General features: G+C 69.4%; 16 protein-coding genes and 2 pseudogenes. 10 read left to right on the forward strand and 8 right to left on the reverse strand.

Features of this window, described 5'->3' with window-relative positions:
- Positions 1 to 3: 3 nt before the first annotated feature.
- From PV963_RS40275 to PV963_RS40285, 3 genes are all read right to left on the reverse strand, one after another.
- Complete coding sequence (locus PV963_RS40275) at positions 4 to 1,518, reverse strand: glycoside hydrolase family 43 protein (RefSeq protein ID WP_274821382.1); 1,515 nt, start codon at positions 1,516 to 1,518, stop codon at positions 4 to 6.
- 44 nt (positions 1,519 to 1,562) lie between these two features.
- A complete protein-coding gene (locus PV963_RS40280) occupies positions 1,563 to 3,698 on the reverse strand; it encodes an alpha-galactosidase (RefSeq protein WP_274821383.1) in 2,136 nt (711 codons plus the stop codon).
- A gap of 331 nt (positions 3,699 to 4,029) precedes the next feature.
- The gene (locus PV963_RS40285) at positions 4,030 to 5,136 is read right to left on the reverse strand and encodes a ricin-type beta-trefoil lectin domain protein (RefSeq protein WP_274821384.1); all 1,107 of its coding nucleotides are present in this window, start codon (positions 5,134 to 5,136) and stop codon (positions 4,030 to 4,032) included.
- A gap of 361 nt (positions 5,137 to 5,497) precedes the next feature.
- On the opposite strand from PV963_RS40285, the gene trpC (PV963_RS40290) reads away from it, so the two are divergent.
- Positions 5,498 to 6,286, forward strand: coding sequence for an indole-3-glycerol phosphate synthase TrpC (trpC, locus tag PV963_RS40290; RefSeq protein WP_274821385.1), 789 nt, complete (start codon positions 5,498 to 5,500; stop codon positions 6,284 to 6,286).
- Between the two features lie 138 nt (positions 6,287 to 6,424).
- Here trpC (PV963_RS40290) and PV963_RS40295 read toward each other — a convergent pair whose 3' ends face one another.
- The 3 genes from PV963_RS40295 to PV963_RS40305 form a co-directional block, all read right to left on the reverse strand.
- On the reverse strand, positions 6,425 to 6,574 hold the full coding sequence (locus PV963_RS40295) for a hypothetical protein (RefSeq protein ID WP_274821386.1): 150 nt from the start codon (positions 6,572 to 6,574) through the stop codon (positions 6,425 to 6,427).
- Between the two features lie 464 nt (positions 6,575 to 7,038).
- Positions 7,039 to 7,494 carry a MarR family winged helix-turn-helix transcriptional regulator gene (locus PV963_RS40300; RefSeq protein WP_274821387.1) on the reverse strand — a complete coding sequence of 152 codons (456 nt, stop codon included), beginning with the start codon at positions 7,492 to 7,494 and terminating at the stop codon, positions 7,039 to 7,041.
- The gene (locus PV963_RS40305) at positions 7,494 to 8,117 is read right to left on the reverse strand and encodes a maleylpyruvate isomerase family mycothiol-dependent enzyme (protein ID WP_342456416.1); all 624 of its coding nucleotides are present in this window, start codon (positions 8,115 to 8,117) and stop codon (positions 7,494 to 7,496) included. Before PV963_RS40305 ends, PV963_RS40300 begins: the two co-directional genes overlap by 1 nt.
- An 86-nt stretch (positions 8,118 to 8,203) precedes the next feature.
- On the opposite strand from PV963_RS40305, the gene PV963_RS40310 reads away from it, so the two are divergent.
- Positions 8,204 to 9,145: a LysR family transcriptional regulator gene (locus PV963_RS40310; protein WP_274821389.1), complete on the forward strand. Its 942-nt coding sequence runs from the start codon at positions 8,204 to 8,206 to the stop codon at positions 9,143 to 9,145.
- A 34-nt stretch (positions 9,146 to 9,179) separates the two neighbouring features.
- On the opposite strand, the pseudogene PV963_RS44180 reads toward PV963_RS40310, so the two are convergent.
- Positions 9,180 to 10,452, reverse strand: a pseudogene (locus PV963_RS44180) (GDSL-type esterase/lipase family protein).
- Between the two features lie 63 nt (positions 10,453 to 10,515).
- Complete coding sequence (locus PV963_RS40320; protein WP_274821390.1) at positions 10,516 to 12,747, reverse strand: alpha-L-fucosidase; 2,232 nt, start codon at positions 12,745 to 12,747, stop codon at positions 10,516 to 10,518.
- A gap of 632 nt (positions 12,748 to 13,379) precedes the next feature.
- On the opposite strand from PV963_RS40320, the pseudogene PV963_RS40330 reads away from it, so the two are divergent.
- The 8 genes and pseudogenes from PV963_RS40330 to PV963_RS40365 all read left to right on the forward strand — a co-directional run.
- Positions 13,380 to 13,750 (forward strand): annotated as a pseudogene (locus PV963_RS40330) (aldo/keto reductase); the annotation flags it as partial.
- Positions 13,741 to 14,463, forward strand: a complete 723-nt coding sequence (locus PV963_RS40335) for a FadR/GntR family transcriptional regulator (RefSeq protein ID WP_274821391.1) — start codon at positions 13,741 to 13,743, stop codon at positions 14,461 to 14,463. The pseudogene PV963_RS40330 and the gene PV963_RS40335, both read left to right, overlap by 10 nt.
- 414 nt (positions 14,464 to 14,877) lie before the next feature.
- On the forward strand, positions 14,878 to 16,170 hold the full coding sequence (locus tag PV963_RS40340) for a ferredoxin reductase family protein (RefSeq protein WP_425540988.1): 1,293 nt from the start codon (positions 14,878 to 14,880) through the stop codon (positions 16,168 to 16,170).
- A gap of 93 nt (positions 16,171 to 16,263) precedes the next feature.
- Entirely contained in the window at positions 16,264 to 17,049 is a 786-nt protein-coding gene (gene trpC, locus PV963_RS40345; RefSeq protein ID WP_274821393.1) for an indole-3-glycerol phosphate synthase TrpC, read from the forward strand.
- 175 nt (positions 17,050 to 17,224) lie between these two features.
- Positions 17,225 to 17,788, forward strand: coding sequence for an MBL fold metallo-hydrolase (locus PV963_RS40350; protein WP_274821394.1), 564 nt, complete (start codon positions 17,225 to 17,227; stop codon positions 17,786 to 17,788).
- Between the two features lie 146 nt (positions 17,789 to 17,934).
- The gene (locus PV963_RS40355; RefSeq protein WP_274821395.1) at positions 17,935 to 18,945 is read left to right on the forward strand and encodes a LacI family DNA-binding transcriptional regulator; all 1,011 of its coding nucleotides are present in this window, start codon (positions 17,935 to 17,937) and stop codon (positions 18,943 to 18,945) included.
- Positions 18,946 to 19,185: 240 nt separating this feature from the next.
- Positions 19,186 to 19,533: a PAS domain-containing protein gene (locus PV963_RS40360; protein WP_274821396.1), complete on the forward strand. Its 348-nt coding sequence runs from the start codon at positions 19,186 to 19,188 to the stop codon at positions 19,531 to 19,533.
- 40 nt (positions 19,534 to 19,573) lie between these two features.
- Entirely contained in the window at positions 19,574 to 20,134 is a 561-nt protein-coding gene (locus tag PV963_RS40365) for an ATP-binding protein (RefSeq protein WP_425540989.1), read from the forward strand.
- Positions 20,135 to 20,358 lie beyond the last annotated feature (224 nt).

Below are 20,358 nucleotides of genomic sequence, written 5' to 3' on the forward strand. Positions count from 1 at the left end.
GGCTCAGCCGTCGAGGGGCTCGTAGTCGAACCAGTCGAAGTGCACGGTGCCTGCCGCGGCGTACATGCCGATGACCCGACCGGTGAAGCCGCCGGCGACCTCGGTCGACAGGTAGCGGCCGTCGAGGGTCGCGAGCTCGGTGAACGTGCCGTCGGGCTGCTCCACGCCGAGGGAGACGACGTCGGGTCCGGTGCACGGTCCGTGCGGAGACGGCGGTTCCGTGATCGTGACGGCGAGGACCACCGGCCCGGCGGGCACGGACTCTTCGGCCACGACCGTGCGCAGGGAGCCGACGCGCGCGACCACCCGCACCCGCGTGCCGGACACCTCGATCTCGTAGTGGTGCCGCTCGTCGAGCCGGACGGCGAGGCCACCGCTTCCCTCCGCGGCATCGACCAGAGTGCGCGCACGGCACGACAGATGCTGTTGGCGCCGGCCGGTGAACACCACGTCGGGCTCGTCCAGGGAGCCGCCCCGCGCGCGGAGCGTCAGCCATCCGGGGCGCTCCTTGGTGGTGCAGTGCTCGGCGGGCCGGTCGCGCAGGGAGATCCAGGACGGTCGCAGTTCGGCGGCCTCGAAGTCGTCCCGGTGCTCCTCGACAGGGCAGGGGGAGAGCGGCCACGGGAGCTCGGGCAGCTCCAAGGCGACCTCGCCGACGACCGGCCAGTCGTCCACCCAGGTCACGGGGGCCAGGAAGGTCTCCCGGCCGAGCACGTGCCAGCCCGGCGTGCCGCCGCCCGGTCGGACGCCGAGCAGCACCATCCACCAGGAGCCGTCGGGGCCTTGGACCAGGTCCGCGTGCCCGGTGTTCTGGACGGGGTGGTCGGTGCCGCGATGGGTGAGGATCGGGTTGGCCGGGCACGGCTCGAACGGGCCGGCGGGCGTACGGCCGCGGGCGATCGAGACACCGTGGCAGCGCTCGGTGCCGCCCTCGGCGATGAGCAGGTACCAGTAGTCGCCGATCCGGTACAGGTGCGGCGCCTCCGGGGCCTTGGCACCGGGCCCGCCGGACCAGAGCCTGTGCGGTGTCCCGTACGTCTGCCCCGTGGACGGGTCGAGGCGGACCTGTGAGACCCCGGCGACCGTGCACCAGCAGGTGCCGTCCTCGTCCCAGGTCAGGTCGGGATCGATGCCGGGGACACCCGGCGCCCAGACGGGGTCCGACCACGGTCCGGCGGGGTCGGTGGCCGTGACGATCAGGTTGCCGCCGCCCTCGCTGCAGTTGGTGACGATCAGCCAGAAACGGCCGTCGTGGTGGCGCAGGGTGGGGGCGTAAATTCCGCCGGAGGACGGCATGGAGGCGGGCAGACGCAGTTGGTCCGGCCGGTCCAGGGCGTTGCCGATCTGCGTCCAGTGCACCAGGTCACGGCTGTGGAAGAGCGGCACCCCGGGGAAGTACTCGAAGCTGGAGCAGGCCAGGTAGTAGTCGTCGCCGACGCGGCAGACGCTGGGGTCGGGATGGAAGCCGGGGATCACGGGGTTGGCGAAGCGTCCGTCCGGCCGGCGCAGTGGGGGCACCCGATAGGTCCTCTCGTCGATTCGTGATGCGGGCATGGAGTGGTTCAGGGAGCGCCGGGGGCCGTGGGGGCGACGCGGAGCAGCACGGCGGACGGCGCGGTGGGCAGGGTCAGGCTCAGCTCGGCCGTGTCGGGCCTCCAGGCGGAAACGGCCCGGCTGACCGAGGGGTAGAGCAGATCGACACGGGCGGCGGTGTCCCGCAGGTGCGGCAGGTGAAGCGCCGCCGTGGCGTCGGCTCCTGGGCGGCGCCAGGCGGTGAGGTAGGTGATGGCGGGAGTGCGCAGGGACAGGGCGATCCAGGGGGCGTCCCAGGCAGGAAGGCCCAGGGGCCAGGACGGCACGGCCTGTGGCAGGTCGGCGCGGATGGCCTTGTACGCCGATACCGCCTCGTGGACCAAGGCGCGGGCCTCCGGCCCGAGTTCGGGAATGCGGCCGGAGAGATGGATCCGGCCGAGGAGCGCGCCCGCCATGGTGAAGGCCACCTCGTCGAGGGAGTCCTCCGGCTGGGGGTACGCCCAGACGGCACCCTGTTCGGGGGTGACGGCGGTGGGCGCGGACGCCGCGATGGGCGCGTAGAGGTGGAGGTTCTGCTGATCGCTCGTGGACTGCAGCTGCACCCGGGACAGCAGGGCGTGGTCCCAGCGCATGCCGCCGGAGGAGCAGTTCTCCACCACCAGGTGCGGGTAGCGGTCCAGGATGCCGTCGAGCCAGGCGAGGTGCGCCCGGTTGTGACCGAGCAGGCCGGCGCCCGGGGTCTCGCCGGGGTGGGCGCTGGTGCCGGAGCCGGGGTCGATGTTGTGGTCGAGTTTGAGGTAGCCGACGCCCCACTCGCCGACCAGGCGGTCCAAGACCTGGTCCAGGTGGGCACGGGCGGCCGGGTGGCGCAGGTCCAGGTGGTGTCGGCCGGCCTCCGTGACGCGGGCGCCGTCGCGGCGGAAGAACGCCTCGTCGGGCAGGGACTTGGCCATGGGGCTGCGTACGCCGATCACCTCCGGCTCCAGCCACAGGCCGGGAACCATGCCGCGTTCCCGGATGCGGTCCAGCACCTCGTGGATGCCGCGCGCCCCGGGGAACCGGGAAGCGGCGGGCTCCCAGGCGCCGACGCTGTCCCACCAGCCGCCGTTGTCGCCGTCGTACCAGCCGGCGTCGATCACGAAGTATTCCGCGCCCGCGTCGGCCGCCGCGTCGATGAGCGGCAGCAGTTTCTCGGTCGTGGGGTCGCCCATCAGGCAGTTCATGTAGTCGTTGAAGATGACGGGCAGGCGCTGGTGGTCGGCATGCGGGCGGCGCTGGGCGCGGCGATAGCGGGTCAGCGCGGCGAACGCGTCGTCGGGGCCACCGTCGGCGCTGAAGGACAAGGCGGCGGGTACGGTGCGGAAGGCGGCGCCTGGTTCAAGGGGGTGCCGCCAGCCGTGGTGGGTGTCGGTGGGGCCGAACAGCGCCGCGTAGGCCGCCTTGTCCCGCTCGCCGCACTCCCAGCGCCAGCCCCCGCCGTTGTGCTCGATCTGCCACACCCACGTGCGGCCGGTACGCCGGTCCGTCAGGCCGCCCATGGGGAGGCGTCCGCAACTGGACCAGGTGCCCTGTCCGTTCAGGGCGAAGCCGGCTCTGCCGTGCCCGTAGCTCACGCGTCCGCTGTGGGCCGGTGTGGTCAGGCGCATCGGCTGTCGCTGCCAGCGGCATTCGGCGAGCCAGTCGTTCTCCGCCCACAGCAGGTCCGCTGTGTCCATGGCAGCCGGGGCCTGCGGGGTGAGGCAGCCCACCACGAGCGAGCTGACCGACTCCAGGTGCAGCGTGCTCCGCCCTTCGTTGCGCAGGGTCACCTCGCTGCGGAGGACGGGGATGCCGTCCGGTGATCGGTAGGTCACCTCCGCGACCAGCCCGGTTTCCGGATCGTGGAGGTGCACGGCCAGTGTGTGCCAGTCGCCGTCGCGGGTCGCGTGGTGGGTCCGGTGGCGCAGACGCCCGCCGAGATCGGTGCCCACGAGGTGGTTGCCCGACCAGCCGCGGCCGTGACCCGCGGCCGTCACCTCCACCAGAGGCAGGGACGCACCGGGGCTTCTCTGCGCTTCGCCGGGCAGTCCGAGGTGTGTGAGGCGCGGGCTGCCGTCGTCAGCGAGAACGATCTCGAGGTGAAGGGCCTCGTTCCCCCAGCGGAGGGTCCCTTGTTCCTTGGTCATGTCGGCCCTTTCGAGGTCGGGTCGTGAGCGGGTCCGGCAAGGGCACGGCCTCGGGGTTGTGGTGGAGCAGGACCTGCCGACCAGGGCGGCGTAGGGACTCATGGCTGCGGACTTCCTGCGGCGGTTGTCGAAGCGCTTCACCGCCAGGCGCCAAGTTAACGGACCATTTTCGTGTTAAACAAGGGTCTCTACCGCGACGCTCTTTCTTCCGCTGGTCCGTTGACAGCCCATCGGGGCGAATGGCATCGTCGAAGCGCTTCGACATTCATGCCTGGGTTCGATATTGCCCCGGGACCCCAGCCCGGAAAGGGCGCGGATCCCGAGGCGCGGGTCATCCGGCGGTCAGAGTGGTCCACTTCTGGTTGGAGCCGCCGTTGCAGTCCCACAACTGGAGCTGCGTGCCGTCGGCCGTGGAGGAGCCCGGAACGTCGAGGCAGCGGCCGGAGGCGGGGTTGCGGTAGCCGCCGTTGTGGGGCTGCCAGACCTGGTTGGAGCCGCCGTTGCAGGTCCAGGTCTGCACCTTGGTGCCGTTGGCGGTGCCCCAGCCGGCGGCGTCGAGGCACTTGCCCATGGAGCGCAGGGTGCCGTCGGTGTAGGCGGACCAGAGCTGGTTGGCACCGTCGCCGCAGCTCCAGATCTGGACGGCGGTCCCGTCCGCGGTGCCTGCGCCGTTGACATCCAGGCATTTGCCGGCGATGCCGGACTGCACGCGTGCGGCGGCGGGGGCGGGGTTCTTCAGCCATCCGGCGTTGTCAGCGGCCTGGATGCCGCGGTGGAAGGCGTCGGCCATCTTCTGGTAGCCCGAGTCGTTGGGATGCAGGGTGTCGGCCAGGTCGGCCGTGGTCAGGCCGCTCATGTCCACGTATGCGACGTGCTTGCCCGCGGCCTGGGCGTCCCTCACGATGTGGGGGATGGCCTGGTTGTACGCGGCACGGTACTGCTCCTCCGAGCCGCTGGTGGACACGACCAGGGAGGCCACGAGGACGGTTGCGTCGGGGACGTCGGCGGTGATCCGGTCGACCAGCGACCTCAGCCGGGCTGTGGCGGTGGAGACCTGGTAGCTCTCGTTGAGGTCGTTGGTGCCGATCATCAGCGTCACGACGTTGGGCCGGTAACGGGTCAGCGAGGCGTCGGCGAGTGCGGCGATCTGGTGGATCTTGTATCCGGAGTGACCTTCGTTGTCGGGGTCGGACATCGAACCGCCCCGCAGCGTGCCCACGAAGTCCAGCGGATGGCCGTCCGTCGCGAGCTTGTTCCACAACGGAGCCCGGTAGCCGTTGCCCGTACTGCTTCCCACGCCCCAGGTTATCGAGTCGCCCAACGGCATGAGCCGCAAGGGCGTGTTCGAGGCGGCGGAGGCAGGGGCCACACCAGCCGCCGTTACCCCGAGCGCGGCAGCGACGAGCGTGATCAGGGGTAGAAGCCAAGGCTTTCTCATGCAGGCGTCCTCTTCTGCGAGTGATTGCTCAATCAACGCGGCTGAACGCCGTTCAGTCGGCAGTCCGGCCGTAGCGGAGTGGGTGGGGAGCCTCTTGCGCTGTGAGCGTTGACAACACCGAGCCATCCGGCGTCCCGTCCGGGGCCGGCCTTCCTGTGCCGAGCGGGTTCGGCTCGGACCGGCCCCTCAAGCGCACTCGTACAGATATCACGCAGACCTCAGCCTGGACATCCCATGGATGCGAGAATCTGGGGATCGGTGACGCAGGGGCGAGTCTGCGTCATTCTTCCCGTCGCCGCTGCTCCGACGGTCTGCTCGCCGCCTTCTCCTTCTCTGGCGCCGACCTATCAACATCCCATGTATGACTGCTATGTTCGACCCCGTCCTCGCGGGGGTTCGCGAGGACTTGGAAGAGCGTAAGCGTGCGACGCCGTTGGCGGAGCTGCGTTCTCGGGTAGCGGATGCGGCACCGGCGCTTGACCCTCTGCCTGCTTTCCGTGCGCCTGGGGTGTCCGTCATCGCGGAGGTGAAGCGAAGGAGCCCCAGCAAGGGTGCGTTGGCGGACATTCCTGACCCTGCGTCCCTCGCGGCCCAGTACGCGGCCGGTGGTGCGGCTGCGATCAGTGTGCTCACCGAGAGCAGGCGTTTCGGTGGCTCCCTCGCCGATCTGGTCGAGGTGCGTGCCCGGGTCCAAGTGCCCGTTCTGCGCAAGGATTTCATCGTCGATCCCTATCAGCTGTGGGAAGCTCGCGCGCACGGCGCCGATCTTGCGCTTCTCATGGTCGTGTCGCTGGACGACGGTCGGCTCACGGATTTGATGGGGCTGTGCAGGGAGTTGGGTCTCACGCCGCTCGTGGAGGCGCACACGGCCGAGGAGGTGCGGCGTGCTGTCGCCGCAGGAGCTGAGCTCCTCGGTATCAACGCGCGGGACCTGACAACGCTGGATGTGGATCGCACCGTGTTCGGCGACCTCGTGTCGGGCGTCCCGGAAGGTACGGTCAGGGTCGCGGAATCGGGAGTGGCGGGCCCGAAGGATGTCGCGGAGTACCGCGGCTGGGGAGCTGACGTGGTCCTGGTCGGCGAGGCACTGGTCCGCTCGGGGGACCCGCGCGGCGCCGTGCGTGAGTTCATCGGGGCTGCGGGGGCGTAACGGCGCAGGGCTCGGCCAGGGGCGCGCCTGGCGATGCCGGGCCGAGCCGCTCATCGCCAAACCGGCTGTCAACGCTCGGCGAGACGTATCGGCGGTGCTCGTCGCCATCGTCGCACCAGGCCTGACGGTCACTCAGGCTCAGCGGCGCCCGGCGGGGACGACCCGTTCGGCGTCCGCGTCCTGGACGACCAGGCCCTCCTGCATGAACGGCAGGGGGGCCTGTCGTTTTCGGAGGAAGCGGGACCTGGGGAAGAGGAGCCGGGGGACGGCGGCGAGGAGAACGAGCACATTGCCGCGCGGGCCCAGGAGTACGCCCAGGCCCGCACCGCGCCGGGCGGCATCGTGGCGCCGGGCGCGTTCGGGGCGGCTTTCGGCGAGATGCCGAACCTGCCTGACGCCAGGGGCGGTTGGCGCAACAACCAGCCGACAGCTCAAGGGTGCCTGGAAGCCGGAGTTCGCGCCCGACCCGGACTGCGTACCGGGCGGCCCGCCGGCCCGGACGGGCGCCCGTACGAGGCCACGCACGGGCGCGGGATCTGGTCGATCGAGGTGCGGAACCTCCGGTGACCTTCCGGCGTACGGCGGTCGCGGTGACATGAGCCGGAGCAGCACGACTACCTGACCGAACACGTCGGCTACGACGAAGCAAGACCGGCGATGTGACGGCCGCGCCGCAAGGCAGCGAGTCGCGTGGAGTCGGCCGCCAGGTTCTGGTCGATGCCCACGAGCACGGTCAGTTGGGCGGTCGATCATCAGCCAGGAGACAAGTCTGCACCCGCGTTGCGCATCATGCGCTGCAGTACCTTCAGGGTGATCAGGTATTCCTCGTCCGGTATTCCCGTGTGCACAAGTGTCCGGCTGGCGCGCTGAGTCTCGGCCGCTCGCTGGTGCAGTGCCCTGCCTTCTTCGGTGATCCGGAGTCGGCCGGCCCCGTCCAGAACGAGCAGCTTCCGCTCCATCAGCAGGTCGATGTCAGGAACGATCCCGGCCCCGACGTCCAGGTTGCCCTGCTGGGCACGAATCACCTCGTCCCGGGTGGCACCGTTCTCGCTGTGCAGCACCTGGTGCAGCACCCACCACTGGGGCTGTGTGATTCCGATGGCCGCGAGTCGTCCCCTGACGTACGCCGTAAGCGTCTTGTTCGCGGCCCACGTCCAGTACCCGATCGGCTGGTTCACCAGCTCTGCGTCGTCGTGCGAGTACTCCATCACGCCTCCTTCTCTCTGCCGGTTCGCCCACCTTCGTCATCAGCAGCTGTCGCTGGGAGCCTGCGCCCGTAGGCGAGCAGCAGGAGCTCTTGAGCGGGGCGCGCCACCTGGGTGCCCGTGCCGTACGACCACTCCAGGTCGGTGGCCCGCAGTTCGACATCGCCGAGGTTCGCCCGGAAGAAGCGGAGCGTGCTCGGCTTGACGGTTTCCAGCACGATCCGCAGGCGATCTTTGGGGACTTGTCGCCCGAGCCCGAGCGCGACGGTGATGTCCAATCCGTGGATGACGTCGTGACCGAGTGCCGCTGCCAGGCCTCCCACCGGCGGTCTCCAGGGGTGATGGGCGTTGTCCCGCAGTGCTGTGGCGAGTTCATGTGGGGTGAGGGCAGCGGCGTCGCGGCGCGCGATACGGTCGGTCATCCGGTGCAGATTGCCTCCCGCCCGAGCGAGCTCCAGCGCCGTCCTGCCGAACGAGTACCTGAATCCCATGCTCATGTGTGCGGCGACCTCTCGCACCCGCCACCCGCTGCACAAGGTCGGCGCATCCCACTGTTCATCGGTCAGTCCGTCGAGCACGTCCGCCAGTTCGCGCCGCTCGGCCGCGATCTCGGCACGGACGTCCACCGCTGCACTCTTCATGATCACCAGCGTCTCGGACCCTTGGCCAGAAGTCCAAGAGACAGTAATTCTCGCAACTAGCATCTCCGCTTATGGAGCTCCGCCAGCTGCAGTACTTCCTCACCGTCGTCGAAGAAGCCAACTTCACCCGCGCCGCGGCCCGCCTGCATGTTGCGCAACCGGGGGTGAGTGCCCAGATCCGGCAGCTGGAGCGGGAACTCGGGCAACCCCTGCTGGACCGGTCCGGACGAAGGGTGACCACCACCGAAGCGGGTGAAGCTGTCCTTCCCTACGCGCGGGCAGCACTTGCGGCCATCGAGGGGATGCGGCAGACGGTGGACGAGTTCACCGGTCTGGTCCGAGGACATGTCACCATCGGCGTCGTCTCAGGTGCGGCCACCGACGAGTACGACCTGGCCGCCTTGCTCGCCGACTTCCACGACGAGCACCCGCAGGTGGAGATTTCCCTCACCGAGGACACTTCAGCACGCATGCTCACCGCCCTGCGTCGCGGTGAACTCGACCTCGCCCTCGTCGGCGTCGCCGACGAGGGTCCCCTGCCGGGCCTCAGCCTCCAGGTCGTGATCGACACTCCACTGGTCGCCGCCATGACCCCAAAGGACCCACTGCTCCTCCCCGTCGGGCGTACAACGCTCCCACTGGCCGCGCTCGCTGACCGCCCGCTCATCAGCCTTCCACGGGGCACCGGCATACGCGGCGCACTCGAACGCGCCTGCCGACAGGCCGGTTTCCAGCCACGCATCGCCTTCGAGGTCGCCGCGCCGAGCCTGCTGACACGCTTCGCCGCCCGCGGCCTCGGGGTTGCCGTCCTCCCGGAGATCTCGTCCGAAGACGCAGCCGCTCTCGGCCTCCGCACCCTCCCTCTGACCTCCCCCCGCCTCCGCGGCCGGATTGCCCTCGCATGGCCGACGGACGGACCCGACACTCCGGCGGCGAAGGCCCTCCTCATCCGCATGCAAAAGGCCCTGCCACCGGCCAGACCCGCACAGGACACCAGGAGCCGGATGTCGTAGCCGGATCTGTGGTGTTCCCGGGCGGTCGGTGCGGTCACCAGTTCATCGGCAGACCGGCGACGAACGAGGTGAGCCGCTCGGAGACGACTCGGTCGTCGCGGGCCGAGTAGTGCCATTGGCAGCCGAGGAAGTCCAGGTCCGAACTGTCGAGGAACCAGTAGCGGATCCCGCCGTCGCCGGCGTCGTTGCGCGTCTTGACCACCTGCTGGACGTGGCCGGCGAACTGGCCGGTGCCGACGGCCACGATGGTCGTGGCGGCGCCGTAGCGAGTCCGCAGTTTCTGGAGGAAGTCGCCGTAGGCGCTGCGGTAGGCGGCCGAGAGGCTGTCGGGCGTCCACGGCTCACCGGGGTTGACTGCGGTCGAGAAGTCGTTGGTGCCGAGGTTGACCACTACGAGCTGGGGGCGCCAGGTGCCCGGGTTCTGCCAGACGTCGCCGGACACGTTGAGCAGGGCACGATCGTAGAAGGTCCGGTACGTGACATCCGGTGAGCCTCCGTTGTGGTTGCGCACCATGCCGAGGCCCGAGTAGCCATTGATCTGGTAGTCGGCATTGAGTCGCCGGGCGGTGAGGGTGCCGTAGCTCACGTCGGCGTTGGTGGTCCGCTTGACCTGGTCCGGGGCGCACTCGCGGGACGTCGAGAGGTTGCCGTAGCCCACCGTGAGGGAGTCACCGATGAAACTCGATCTGGCGGTTGCGGGCCGTCGGTTTGCTCAGTACGGCACCGCCGGGCGCGGCCAAGAAGCCCCCGAACGTACTCGTGTCCCCTGGGCTGTCGTTGCGCTTGACGAGCCGGACGGTGTGCTCACGGTTCTGCAGCCCGTTGATCCAGTGCGTGGTGTCGCCGGGCGTGACAAGTGTGGCGACGGTGGTTCCGTCCACCTGGACGTCGTAATCGGCGGCCGAGTCATTGAGCACGATGCCCACGCCGGTGCCGGTGACGCGGCCCTCGAAGTACACGCCAGGCCAGCTGTACTGCACGGTGTTTCCGGCGTCCTTGACCCGCCCCGCGGTGTGCACCTGTGCCGGCACTCCTGTCGCGCGGACCAGTTGCCACTGCTGGTTGGCCCCGCCCCAGTCGGTGAACTGCACGACCTTGCCTCCGTCGGCGGTGGAGGCGTTCTGGACCTCGACGGCCTTGCCGCTGCCCCGGTTGACCAGCACATACCAGCCGTTCGGATCCACAGTGGCCGCCTGCGCCGTCCCGGCGGTGCCCAACCCGGTCAGAAGCGCCGCCAGTAAGGCGGTCACCGCGGTCAGCACGCCCGTACGCCTCCCGCGGCCCGACCACGCGCCATTGAATGTCATATGCATGCCATCTCTCTGCATTCGTGTCCCTTCTTGCGCCGCCTCGTCAGCGGCATCCGCCGGCTACAGCGCGGTGAAGGTCCACAGCAGGTTGGTGCTGCTGCCGTAGGTCCACTGCTTGGTGGTGGAGCCCGAGTCGACGTTGCCGCCGCCGTCGAGGACCAGGCCGGTGGTGCGGTTGGCGATCGAATAGCGGTCGCCGCCCCGGTGGGTGATGGTCCACTGCTGGTTGGGGCCGCCGTTCCAGGCGGCCTGCCGGGCGGCGGAGCCGTCGGCGGTGGCGCCCCAGCCGTCGGCGACCATGCCGTTCGTGCGGTTGACCAGCCTGTAGTAGCCGCCTCCGACAGCCTCCGCCTGCCACTGCAGATTCGAACTGCCGTTCCAGGTCCACTGCTTGAGGTTGGAGCCGGAGGCGACGTTGCCGCCGCTGTCCAGGGCGAGGCCGTTAGTGGTGTTGGTGATCCGGAAGTACGTCGCCGGGTTGAACCGGACCTTCAGTGAGGTGATCTGGTCGTTGTTGCCGGTGACCCTGAGGTCGGGGTTGTCGGCGGTGAAGGTCCAGGAGGTGCCGGTGAAGTCGTCTCCGGAGTAGCCGATCACTTGATAGCCGGGGGCCGGCCGGAGGGAGGAGAGGGTGCGCGGGCCCGGCCCGGCCGCGGACAGGTCGGCCGCGGTGTAGTCGCCGACGGTGAGGACGGCGGCCTTGCCGGTGTAGTTGACGTCCGTGAAGGCGATGGCGCCGGCCAGCGGCCGCAGACCGGGGATCGTGCCGGAGAAGTTGAGTTTCAGGACGTAGGCGCCCGCGCTGTACGGCGCGGAGGACGGCAGGGTGATCGTGAGGCCGGAGGCGTTCTGGGTCGGCGTGGGCAGGTCGATGTAGGTGCCGGCGGTGGTGCCGAGGAGCTTCACCGAGGTCAGCGAGGAGAGGTTGATCCGGTCCGAGCCGAGGGTCTTGATCGTCAGCGAGCTGCCGGGCCAGCCGAGGACGGTGGCGTACAGGACGTCGTCGGCCTTGTTGCGGGTGAATCGGATGTCCTGCGCGGTACCGGCGTGCGGGGTGGTGAACGAACCGCCGCCCATCTTCGTCGGGCCTTCGCCGTACGCGGTCCAGGCGCGGGTCGCGTACACCGCCTCGCCGAAGCGCTTCAGGTGGTCGCCGATACCGAGCAGGATGTCCTTCTGCGCCTGGGGGATGGTGCCGTCGGCCATCGGTGCGATGTTCAGCAGCACATTGCCGTTCTTGCTGACCCGGTCGATGAACGAGTGCAGCATCTGCTGGGTGGTGTAGTAGCCGATGCCCTGGGTGTAGCACCAGCTGCTGCTGGAGATGCTGTCGTCGGTCAGCCAGTACGGGCTGGTGAGATCGGCCGGGCCGCCGCGTTCGTAGTCGAAGACCTCGCCCTTGCCGTTCATGCCGTCCTTGTAGGTGGCGACGACCTCGCGGCCCCAGCTGTTGGCCTGGTTGTAGTAGTACGCCAGGAAGTTCAGGCGCTGTTGCTCGTCGACGGCGTCAAGATTGAAGTCCTGCCACAGGATGTCGGGCTTGGCACGGTCGATGACCTCTTTCAGCTTGTCGAACCAGAGCTGGTTCGCCGTGGTCGAGTCCAGTTGCCCGTAGAGCTTCTTGAGGCTGCTGTCCGTCTGCGCGGGGACGAATTCGTAGAAGCCGGTGAAGTTGTACGCGTGGTGCATGGCCACCAGCAGCTTCAGGCCCTTGGCACGGATGGCCCTGGAGAAGAGCTCCAACAGGTCCAGCCCTGGCCCCTTCTTCACCGAGTTCCACTCGTTGACCTGGCTGTCCCACATGGAGAAGCCGTCGTGGTGCTCGGCGACCGGGCCGGCGAACCTGGCGCCGGCGTCGACGAAGAGCTGCACCCACTCGTCAGGGTCGAACTTCCCGCCGGCCGACTTCAGCTTCGGGGCGAACTTCACGGTGTTGCCCGCCAGGTCCTTCGCTCCGTTGATGAAGTTGTGGTACGGCCACGCTGAGGGCCGGCCGTAGGTCGCGATGTGGTGCTTGTTGGGCGAGCTCCCGGACTGGTACATGCCGCGCGGGTACCACTCGTTGTCGAAGGCGGGGACGCTGAAGGCACCCCAGTGGAAGTAGATCCCGAACTTCGCGTCCTGGAACCACTCCGGAGCCGGCGGGTGCTGGTCGACCGAGTCCCAGTCGGGCGTGTACGTGGTGGGCGTCGCTTCGGCGACACCGGCACTGAACACATCTCCGGCAACGGCCGCCGCGACCACGCAGGTTGCGGAGGCCACGAACTGGCGTCTGTTGATCGAGCTCGACATGGACACATCCCTGATGCGGAAGGGGGCAGGGGGAATGCAGGGCCACGCATGAAGGTCCGTCACGTCGCCATGGGATGTCAACCGGTGTGCAGGGATGAAAGTGGCCATGCCTTTGGGCGAGTTGACTGTTTTGCCTTGGTCTAGTGTGTGTTTGGATCACACAGACATGGCATGTCTTGCGCTGCTTCATGGCTTGGGTGAGCCATCAAGGGGCGACGACTGATGCGATGAATGCCCCCACAGGTCGACTTCCGCTCGCTCAGCGACGCCCTCACCCCCGAGGAGGCCCTGGAGATCCTGCGCCGCGCCGAGCCCGGCCGCCAGGAGCGCATCGCCCGCCTGCTGGAGCGCGGCTGCCTGGCAAGGAGTACGCCTACCCCGACGGCCCCGTCCGGACCGCTCGTGGCTGACGCCCAGACCCTCGTCGACGCCCACCACCACGTGTGGAACCTGGACCTCCGGCCGCAACCCTGGCCGGACGAACCCGGGCACGAGCCGATCCGCCGCGACTTCAGCTCGCACGCCCTGCGATCGGCCGCGACCCGGCCGATCGCCGGACGGCGACTGACGAGCACGGTGGTCGCCCAGTGCATTGCCACCTTGCCCAAGACGCCCGGAGACGTCTCCACGGCCTCGTGGACGTCCTGCCCGCCGCACGGGACCTGGGCAAGAGCGTGGTGGCGGTGGGTGTCTTCGACTCGGGACGGCTCTCCCGCGACCGGCCTGCCGAGGGCATGCGGTCGCCCGCGCTCGGGCGATCGCCGAGGGCTGTGCGAGGCACGGGACCACCGTGCCCGCCGCCGTGATCGCCTGCCCGTACACGCAGCCCAGTATCATCAACGTCACCCTCGGCAAGCGGACCCCGGAACAGGTCGGACGAAACGTGGAACTCCATGATCAGCAAGTCCCGGACGGCCTCTGGGACGATCTCCGCACTCAGGGGCTGATCAGGTCGGACGTGCTCACGGGGCGCGGTGGGGGGAGGGGCGAGCGGTGTCTCTGACGGACAAGGCGATCGAGCAGATCCGTGAGCTGATCCGGACCGGTGCCCTGCCGCCGGGCTCGAAGCTCCCACCGGAGCCGGACCTGGCCGCTCAGCTGGGCCTGTCCCGCAACCTCGCCCGCGAAGCGGTCAAGGCGCTGGCCGTCGCACGGGTCCTGGAGGTCCGGCGGGGCGACGGCACGTATGTGACCAGCCTCCAGCCGAGCCTGCTGCTGGAGGGGCTCGGCGGCGCGGTGGAACTGCTGCAGGGCGACTCGGTCGCCCTGCAGGACCTCATGGAGGTACGGCGGCTCCTCGAACCGATGGCCACTGCCCTTGCGGCCACCCGGATCTCCGACGCCCAACTGGCCGAGGTGAAGCGGCACTTGGACGCCATGCGCGAGGCCCGCGACGACGTCGAACAGCTCAACGCCCACGACGCGGCCTTCCACCGCGCCGTCGTCTCGGCCACGGGCAACGAGACCCTCCTCGCCGTCCTGGAAGGGATCTCCGGCCGTACCCTGCGCGCCCGCATCTGGCGCGGTCTGGTCGACGACAAGGCCGCGGGCCGCACCCTCGCCGAGCACGAGGCTATCTTCAACGCGCTGTGCACCCGTGACGCCGCCCTCAGCCAGGCCGCCGCGCTGCTCCACGTGAGCAACACCGAGCAGTGGCTGAGGGAACACCTGCGCTCCGGCGAACCCCTCTCCTTCGGAACGACAGCGCGGAACTGACGGGCGGACGCCGCGCGCTCGGGATGACGGCTGTCACATCAGCGCACCAGGCGTACCTCGCGCGGCCGGATGGTGGTTGCGGAGCCAACCGCCTCGAACCGGATCTCGACGGTACCGGCACTTCCTCGCCGCCGGGGTCGTCCGAGGGCGTAAGCGTGCGTAGCACGGCATGCGTATCTCAACACCCCTGCGAGGGCTTGTGGTTAAGGCTTTAATCACTCAGCGTACCCAGCGACGGCGGCCGGGGACGGCCGACGGGTGATTCCGTATTCTTGCCGCGACCGGGGCCGTCTCAGGTGAGGACGCCGGGGTCCGCTCGACCTCGCGGGTGCCGGGCGCGAGTGCGTCACATGGACAAGAGGGGAAGCGGTGGAGGCGACGATTTCACGGGTGCGGCAAGGCACCATACCTCCGGTGGTTGCGGCGCGGTGGGCGCTGTGGACGTTTGTCATCACCAACTTGGTGATCGTCGAGACCTTGTTCCTCACCGCCGGGACCGGCAAGAACGGAGTGCTCACGGTCGCCAAGTTCTTCGGCCTGCACGCCGCCGTGCTGATGCTGTTCCAACTGCTGCTGGTGGCCCGGCTGCCGTGGCTCGACCGCCGTATCGGCATGGACCGGTTGACGGTGTGGCACCGGTGGGTCGGCTTCACCCTGCTGTGGACCCTCCTCACCCACGCCGTGCTGGTCGTGCTGGGCTACGCGAGGCTCGATGACGCTTCGATGACGAAGACGTTCTTCGCGCTGGCCGGAGTGCCGGCTTCCCTGCTCGGGATGCTGGCCGCGGCGATCGTCGTCGTGGTCGCCGCGGTCTCCGCCCGACAGGTGAGGCGGCGGCTGCGGTACGAGACCTGGCACGGCGTGCACCTGCTGCTGTACCTGGCGTTGGGGCTGGCGTTCGTCCACCAGTTGCAGGAGACCACGACCTTCAGCTCCTCCGCGCCCGCGATGATCTACTGGTGGGCCCTGTGGCTGTTCGCGTTCGGTGCCCTGGTCACGGGCCGGATCGTCATGCCTGTGTGGCGCAACGCCTATCACCGCTTCGAGGTCACGGCGGTGGTGCCGGAGTCGGACGACGTGGTGTCGGTGCACGTCACCGGACGCCACCTCGACAGGCTGCCGGCCCGGGCCGGCCAGTTCTGCATCTGGCGATTCCCCGGCCACAACCACTGGTGGCTGGCGAATCCGTTCTCGCTGTCGGCGGCACCCGACGGCCGTGCGTTGCGCCTGACCGCCAAGGCGGTCGGCAGCACCAGCGCCGGACTGCGGCACGTCCAGGTCGGGAGCCGCGCGTTCGTCGAGGGGCCGTACGGGGCGTTCACCTCGTTGCATCGCACGCGGCCCGGCGCACTGCTGATCGCCGGAGGGGTGGGGATCACGCCGGTTCGAGCCCTGCTGGAGGAGGAACCGGCCGGCGACGTCGTCGTGCTCTACCGGGTGCGCAGCGAGAACGACGCCGTGCTGGTCGACGAGGTACGAGCCCTGGTCGCGGACCGCGGTGGGCAGTTGCACCTGCTCACCGGCCGCACGGGGGAGGGGAACCCGCCGTTCGAGCCGGACAGTCTCCGTGCCCTGGTTCCCGACATAACCGAGCGCGACGTGTACGTCTGCGGCCCGCCCGCGATGACCTCGGCCGTGCTCAGCGCCCTGCGCAGGCTGAAGGTTCCCCACCGGCAAGTGCACGCCGAGCGGTTCGGCCTGGCCTGAGCCCCGCCTGCGGCGGTATCCGGTTGGTGATGTGCGGCCTCTCTCAAGCCGGGGGAGGTCCGCAGCGGCAGTCGATTCGACAAGGAGGGGACGATGAGCGTTCTTGATGGGATCCTCGCGGGGGTTCGCGAGGACTTGGAAGAGCGTAAGCGTGCGACGCCGTTGGCGGAGCTGCGTTCTCGGGCAGCGGATGCGGCACCGGCGCTTGACCCTCTGCCTGCTTTCCGTGCGCCTGGGGTGTCCGTCATCGCGGAGGTGAAGCGAAGGAGCCCCAGCAAGGGTGCGTTGGCGGACATTCCTGACCCTGCGTCCCTCGCGGCCCAGTATGCGGCCGGTGGTGCGGCTGCGATCAGTGTGCTCACCGAGAGCAGGCGTTTCGGTGGCTCCCTCGCCGATCTGGTCGAGGTGCGTGCCCGGGTCCAAGTGCCCGTTCTGCGCAAGGATTTCATCGTCGATCCCTATCAGCTGTGGGAAGCTCGCGCGCACGGCGCCGATCTTGCGCTTCTCATGGTCGTGTCGCTGGACGACGGTCGGCTCACGGATTTGATGGGGCTGTGCAGGGAGTTGGGTCTCACGCCGCTCGTGGAGGCGCACACGGCCGAGGAGGTGCGGCGTGCTGTCGCCGCAGGAGCTGAGCTCCTCGGTATCAACGCGCGGAACCTGACAACGCTGGATGTGGATCGCACCGTGTTCGGCGACCTCGTGTCGGGCGTCCCGGAAGGTACGGTCAGGGTCGCGGAATCGGGAGTGGCGGGCCCGAAGGACGTCGCGGAGTACCGCGGCTGGGGAGCTGACGTGGTCCTGGTCGGCGAGGCACTGGTCCGCTCGGGGGACCCGCGCGGCGCCGTGCGTGAGTTCATCGGGGCTGCGGGGGCGTAACGGCGCAGGGCTCGGCCAGGGGCGCGCCTGGCGATGCCGGGCCGAGCCGCTGGTCGAAACGATGCGGCTCCGGCTGCGGTGGTGACCGGCGCGTACGGCCCCACACCCCACCCCACCCCACACCACCCCACACCACCCCGCACCTCACCACACCCCTCACCCGAGGAGCCCCTTCATGGCCGCTGTCTTCCATGTCCTGACCACCGGCTACGCCGAGACGCGGGTGGCCGGCACCGTCACCCTGCTCCTCGACGGCGAGACGGTCGCGATCGTCGATCCCGGGATGGTCGCGGACCGCCGGCTCATCCTGGGCCCGCTCGCGCACCACGGGCTGAACCCCGAAGACGTCACCGACGTGGTCTTCAGCCACCACCACCCGGACCACACGCTGAACGCGGCCCTGTTCCCCGAAGCCCGCTTCCACGACCACATGGCGATCTACCAGAACGACAGCTGGGAGGACCGCGATGCCGACGGATACCAGCTGTCGCCGTCGATCACGCTCATGACGACCCCCGGCCACACCGCGGAGGACGTCAGCACCCTGGTCACGGCCGCCGAGGGCCTGGTGGTCCTGACCCATCTGTGGTGGACCGCCGAGGGGCCCGCCGAGGATCCCTTCGCGCCCGATCGCGAGCAACTGCGCGCGGCCAGGGAGAAGGTCCTGGCCCTCGGCCCGGCGCTGATCGTGCCGGGACACGGGGCACCCTTCGAGCCGACGGCGTCGACGCCTGTCTAGCCTGCCTCATCCGGTGAACACGCTTCCCTTCAGAACCCCGTTGACCGGTACGCTGAGTGATTGAATTCTTAACCACAAGCGATCACGCGGCAGTTGGGACGCCCATGGAAAGCTCACGTGTCTGGCGGCGTCCCACACTCGGCGCCGTGGCCGCACGGGCGGGGGTGTCCACGGCCACGGTGTCGAATGCGCTCAACGGCACCGGACGGCTGTCCGAGGCCACCAGGCAGCGCGTGCTGGCCGCGGCACGCGAACTCGGTTACGCCCCGGCCAGTACAGCCCGTGCTCTGGCCTGCGGGGGCACCGGAGTGCTCGGACTGACCATGACGACGTACGGCGACCTTCCCGTCCCGTACACCGTGATCCCGTACTACGCGGACCTGACGCTGGGCGCCATGGCGGCGGCGCACGAGCGTGGCTATCTGCTCCTGGCGATGCCGAGTTCCATGGCACCGTGGATGTGGCTCAACACGCCGATGGACGGCGTCATCCACGGCGGACCGCGCGCCGACGACCCGGTGCGTGCCATCCTGCGGGAGCGTGGCATACCGATGATCAGCGAAGGCAGGCCGCCCGAGCCGCGTCGGTGCGACGCCTGGGTGGACGCGGACCACGAAGCGGGCCTGCGCCTGCTGCTCGACCATCTCGCGCAGTCCGGCGCCCGGCGGATCGGGCTCTCCCTGCCCCTGCACGACGACGCGTACCCGCACCTGATCGCGCACGCCTACCGGTCCTGGTGCGACGAACACCGCGTGCCCGCCCTCGTGGAGGAGTACGCCTCACTGCCTGACTACTTCACGGCCGAACAGGAGGCGGTCAGCCGGCTGCTCCGCCACGAACCGAGACCGGACGCCGTCATCGGCGTCTATTCCGACTCCGGTCACAACATCCTCGCCGCCGCTCGCCACCAGGGCCTTCGGGTGCCGGGGGACCTGCTGGTGGCGTGCGTCAGCGAGGATCCGGACTACGCGACGACCACCCCGCCCGTCACCACCGTCAGCCTCCGCCCGGACAGGGTGGGCGCCGAAGCGGTAGACCTGCTGATCGCTGTCATCAACTCCCGCAGCGGCGTGGACCGGCGTCGGCTCGTGCAACCGGTGCTGCTCCCTCGCCGGTCCACACGGCGCGCGGTGCGAGGGAGCAACGGCGCACCGTGACCGCACGGCCCTAGGGGGTGTCCGCAAAGTACCGCCTGCCCTGCGACGCCCGGCAGAACGCCGTGGCGGGAAACAACCAGGCCGACCGGCAGAGCGACGTACGCGCCCGCTCTCCGAGACCGGCCGCCCGCGAGCGTGGCGCGGCCGGTTGAGGGGGGTGTGCGGTGGCGGGATGCTGGAGGCAGCGCCCGTGACGGGCGACGCAGCGCCGTGCCGAGCGGCCGCAGGAACGGGGTCGGAGTGCCCCATGGACGACGAACCCGACACAATCGCAGGAGCAAGGGGCGCGGGAGATCCGAGGACTTCGCCGTCGTGATCGACGCCCGCGGGGCCGTCATGGCGTGGGGCGCCGGAGCGGGGCGACTGCTCGGGTACCGGTCCGAGGAAGTGATCGGTCGGCCGGCCGCCTACCTGCTCGCCGCGAAGCTGCCCATCGCGTTGCGGCGCCACCTGGCCGCCAGGGAGCCGTGGACGAGCGATGTGGTGCTGCGGAAACGGGACGGAGACCGTGTCAAGGTGCAGCTGCGGGGCACGCCGCTGACGGACGCGGACGGCGGGACCCCATGGTCGTCACCCCGGCGGCGATGACCTACCCCGTCGCGCCGACCCATGCGGGGACGGCGGAGCTGTGGGACCTCACGCGCGTTCCTGTCCGTCGACGGTCGTCGCCCAATCCCCCTTCTCCACCGCTCCTTTCGCACGCCCTGGGAACGCCCGTGTTCGCCCCCCGCACCACCGAGCGCTGCGCCGCCCGGCCGTCGGCCTGGAGGAAACCTGCGACGAGGTCCTGCGCAAAGTACGGCCCGACCCGCCTGCCGACGACATCGTCCTGCTGCTGGCCCGCACCTCCGGTTTCGGTGCGCCCCAGGTGCGCACCTGGCGGCTGCCCATGGATCCCGCGGCCGTCGCCGGGGCCCGCCGGATGGCGAGCGGACAGCTGGCCGGCTGGGGCCTGGCCGAGCTGGAGTTCCCTACCGAGCTGATCGTCAGCGAGCTGGTCACCAACGCCATCCGGTACGGCAACGCCCCCATCGAGCTGCGGCTCATCCGCGCCGACGTGCTCGTCTGCGAAGTCTCCGACGGCAGCAGTGTTTTCGACGAGACGCGGACTGCTGCGAACCTCTGCCTCAGTGAGCGTCCCAGCTCCGTGTACCACTCGCCCTTTGGCCAGACACATGGGATGTATTAGCAGGTGAAGGCGGGGCTGCTGTCCATAGGCAGGACGTAAATCCATAAAATTGCAGGGAGTTGAGGGTCACCTCAGGATCGCCGGGTGCTTGTCATGGGATGTATTTACCCTGGGTAGCTATTGACCAGGGCATGTCGCATCCCTACTGTCCTGCGACGGAACCGAACAGATTCCAACAATCGGAAGCCTGTCCTACGGGCAGCCGCACCCGGCGAAGGAGAGAC

This window comes from Streptomyces coeruleorubidus (assembly GCF_028885415.1).
In the GTDB taxonomy this organism is placed as follows: domain Bacteria; phylum Actinomycetota; class Actinomycetes; order Streptomycetales; family Streptomycetaceae; genus Streptomyces; species Streptomyces coeruleorubidus_A.

What these genes read in the sequence shown, in the direction of transcription:
- PV963_RS40320 (WP_274821390.1), bottom strand. Translation starts at nt 12,747, where the DNA reads ATGTCGAGCTCGATCAACAGACGCCAGTTCGTGGCCTCCGCAACCTGC.
- PV963_RS40310 (WP_274821389.1), top strand. Translation starts at nt 8,204, where the DNA reads ATGGAGCTCCGCCAGCTGCAGTACTTCCTCACCGTCGTCGAAGAAGCC.
- PV963_RS40280 (WP_274821383.1), bottom strand. Translation starts at nt 3,698, where the DNA reads ATGACCAAGGAACAAGGGACCCTCCGCTGGGGGAACGAGGCCCTTCAC.
- PV963_RS40285 (WP_274821384.1), bottom strand. Translation starts at nt 5,136, where the DNA reads ATGAGAAAGCCTTGGCTTCTACCCCTGATCACGCTCGTCGCTGCCGCG.
- trpC (WP_274821393.1), top strand. Translation starts at nt 16,264, where the DNA reads ATGAGCGTTCTTGATGGGATCCTCGCGGGGGTTCGCGAGGACTTGGAA.
- PV963_RS40350 (WP_274821394.1), top strand. Translation starts at nt 17,225, where the DNA reads ATGGCCGCTGTCTTCCATGTCCTGACCACCGGCTACGCCGAGACGCGG.
- trpC (WP_274821385.1), top strand. Translation starts at nt 5,498, where the DNA reads ATGACTGCTATGTTCGACCCCGTCCTCGCGGGGGTTCGCGAGGACTTG.
- PV963_RS40300 (WP_274821387.1), bottom strand. Translation starts at nt 7,494, where the DNA reads ATGGAGTACTCGCACGACGACGCAGAGCTGGTGAACCAGCCGATCGGG.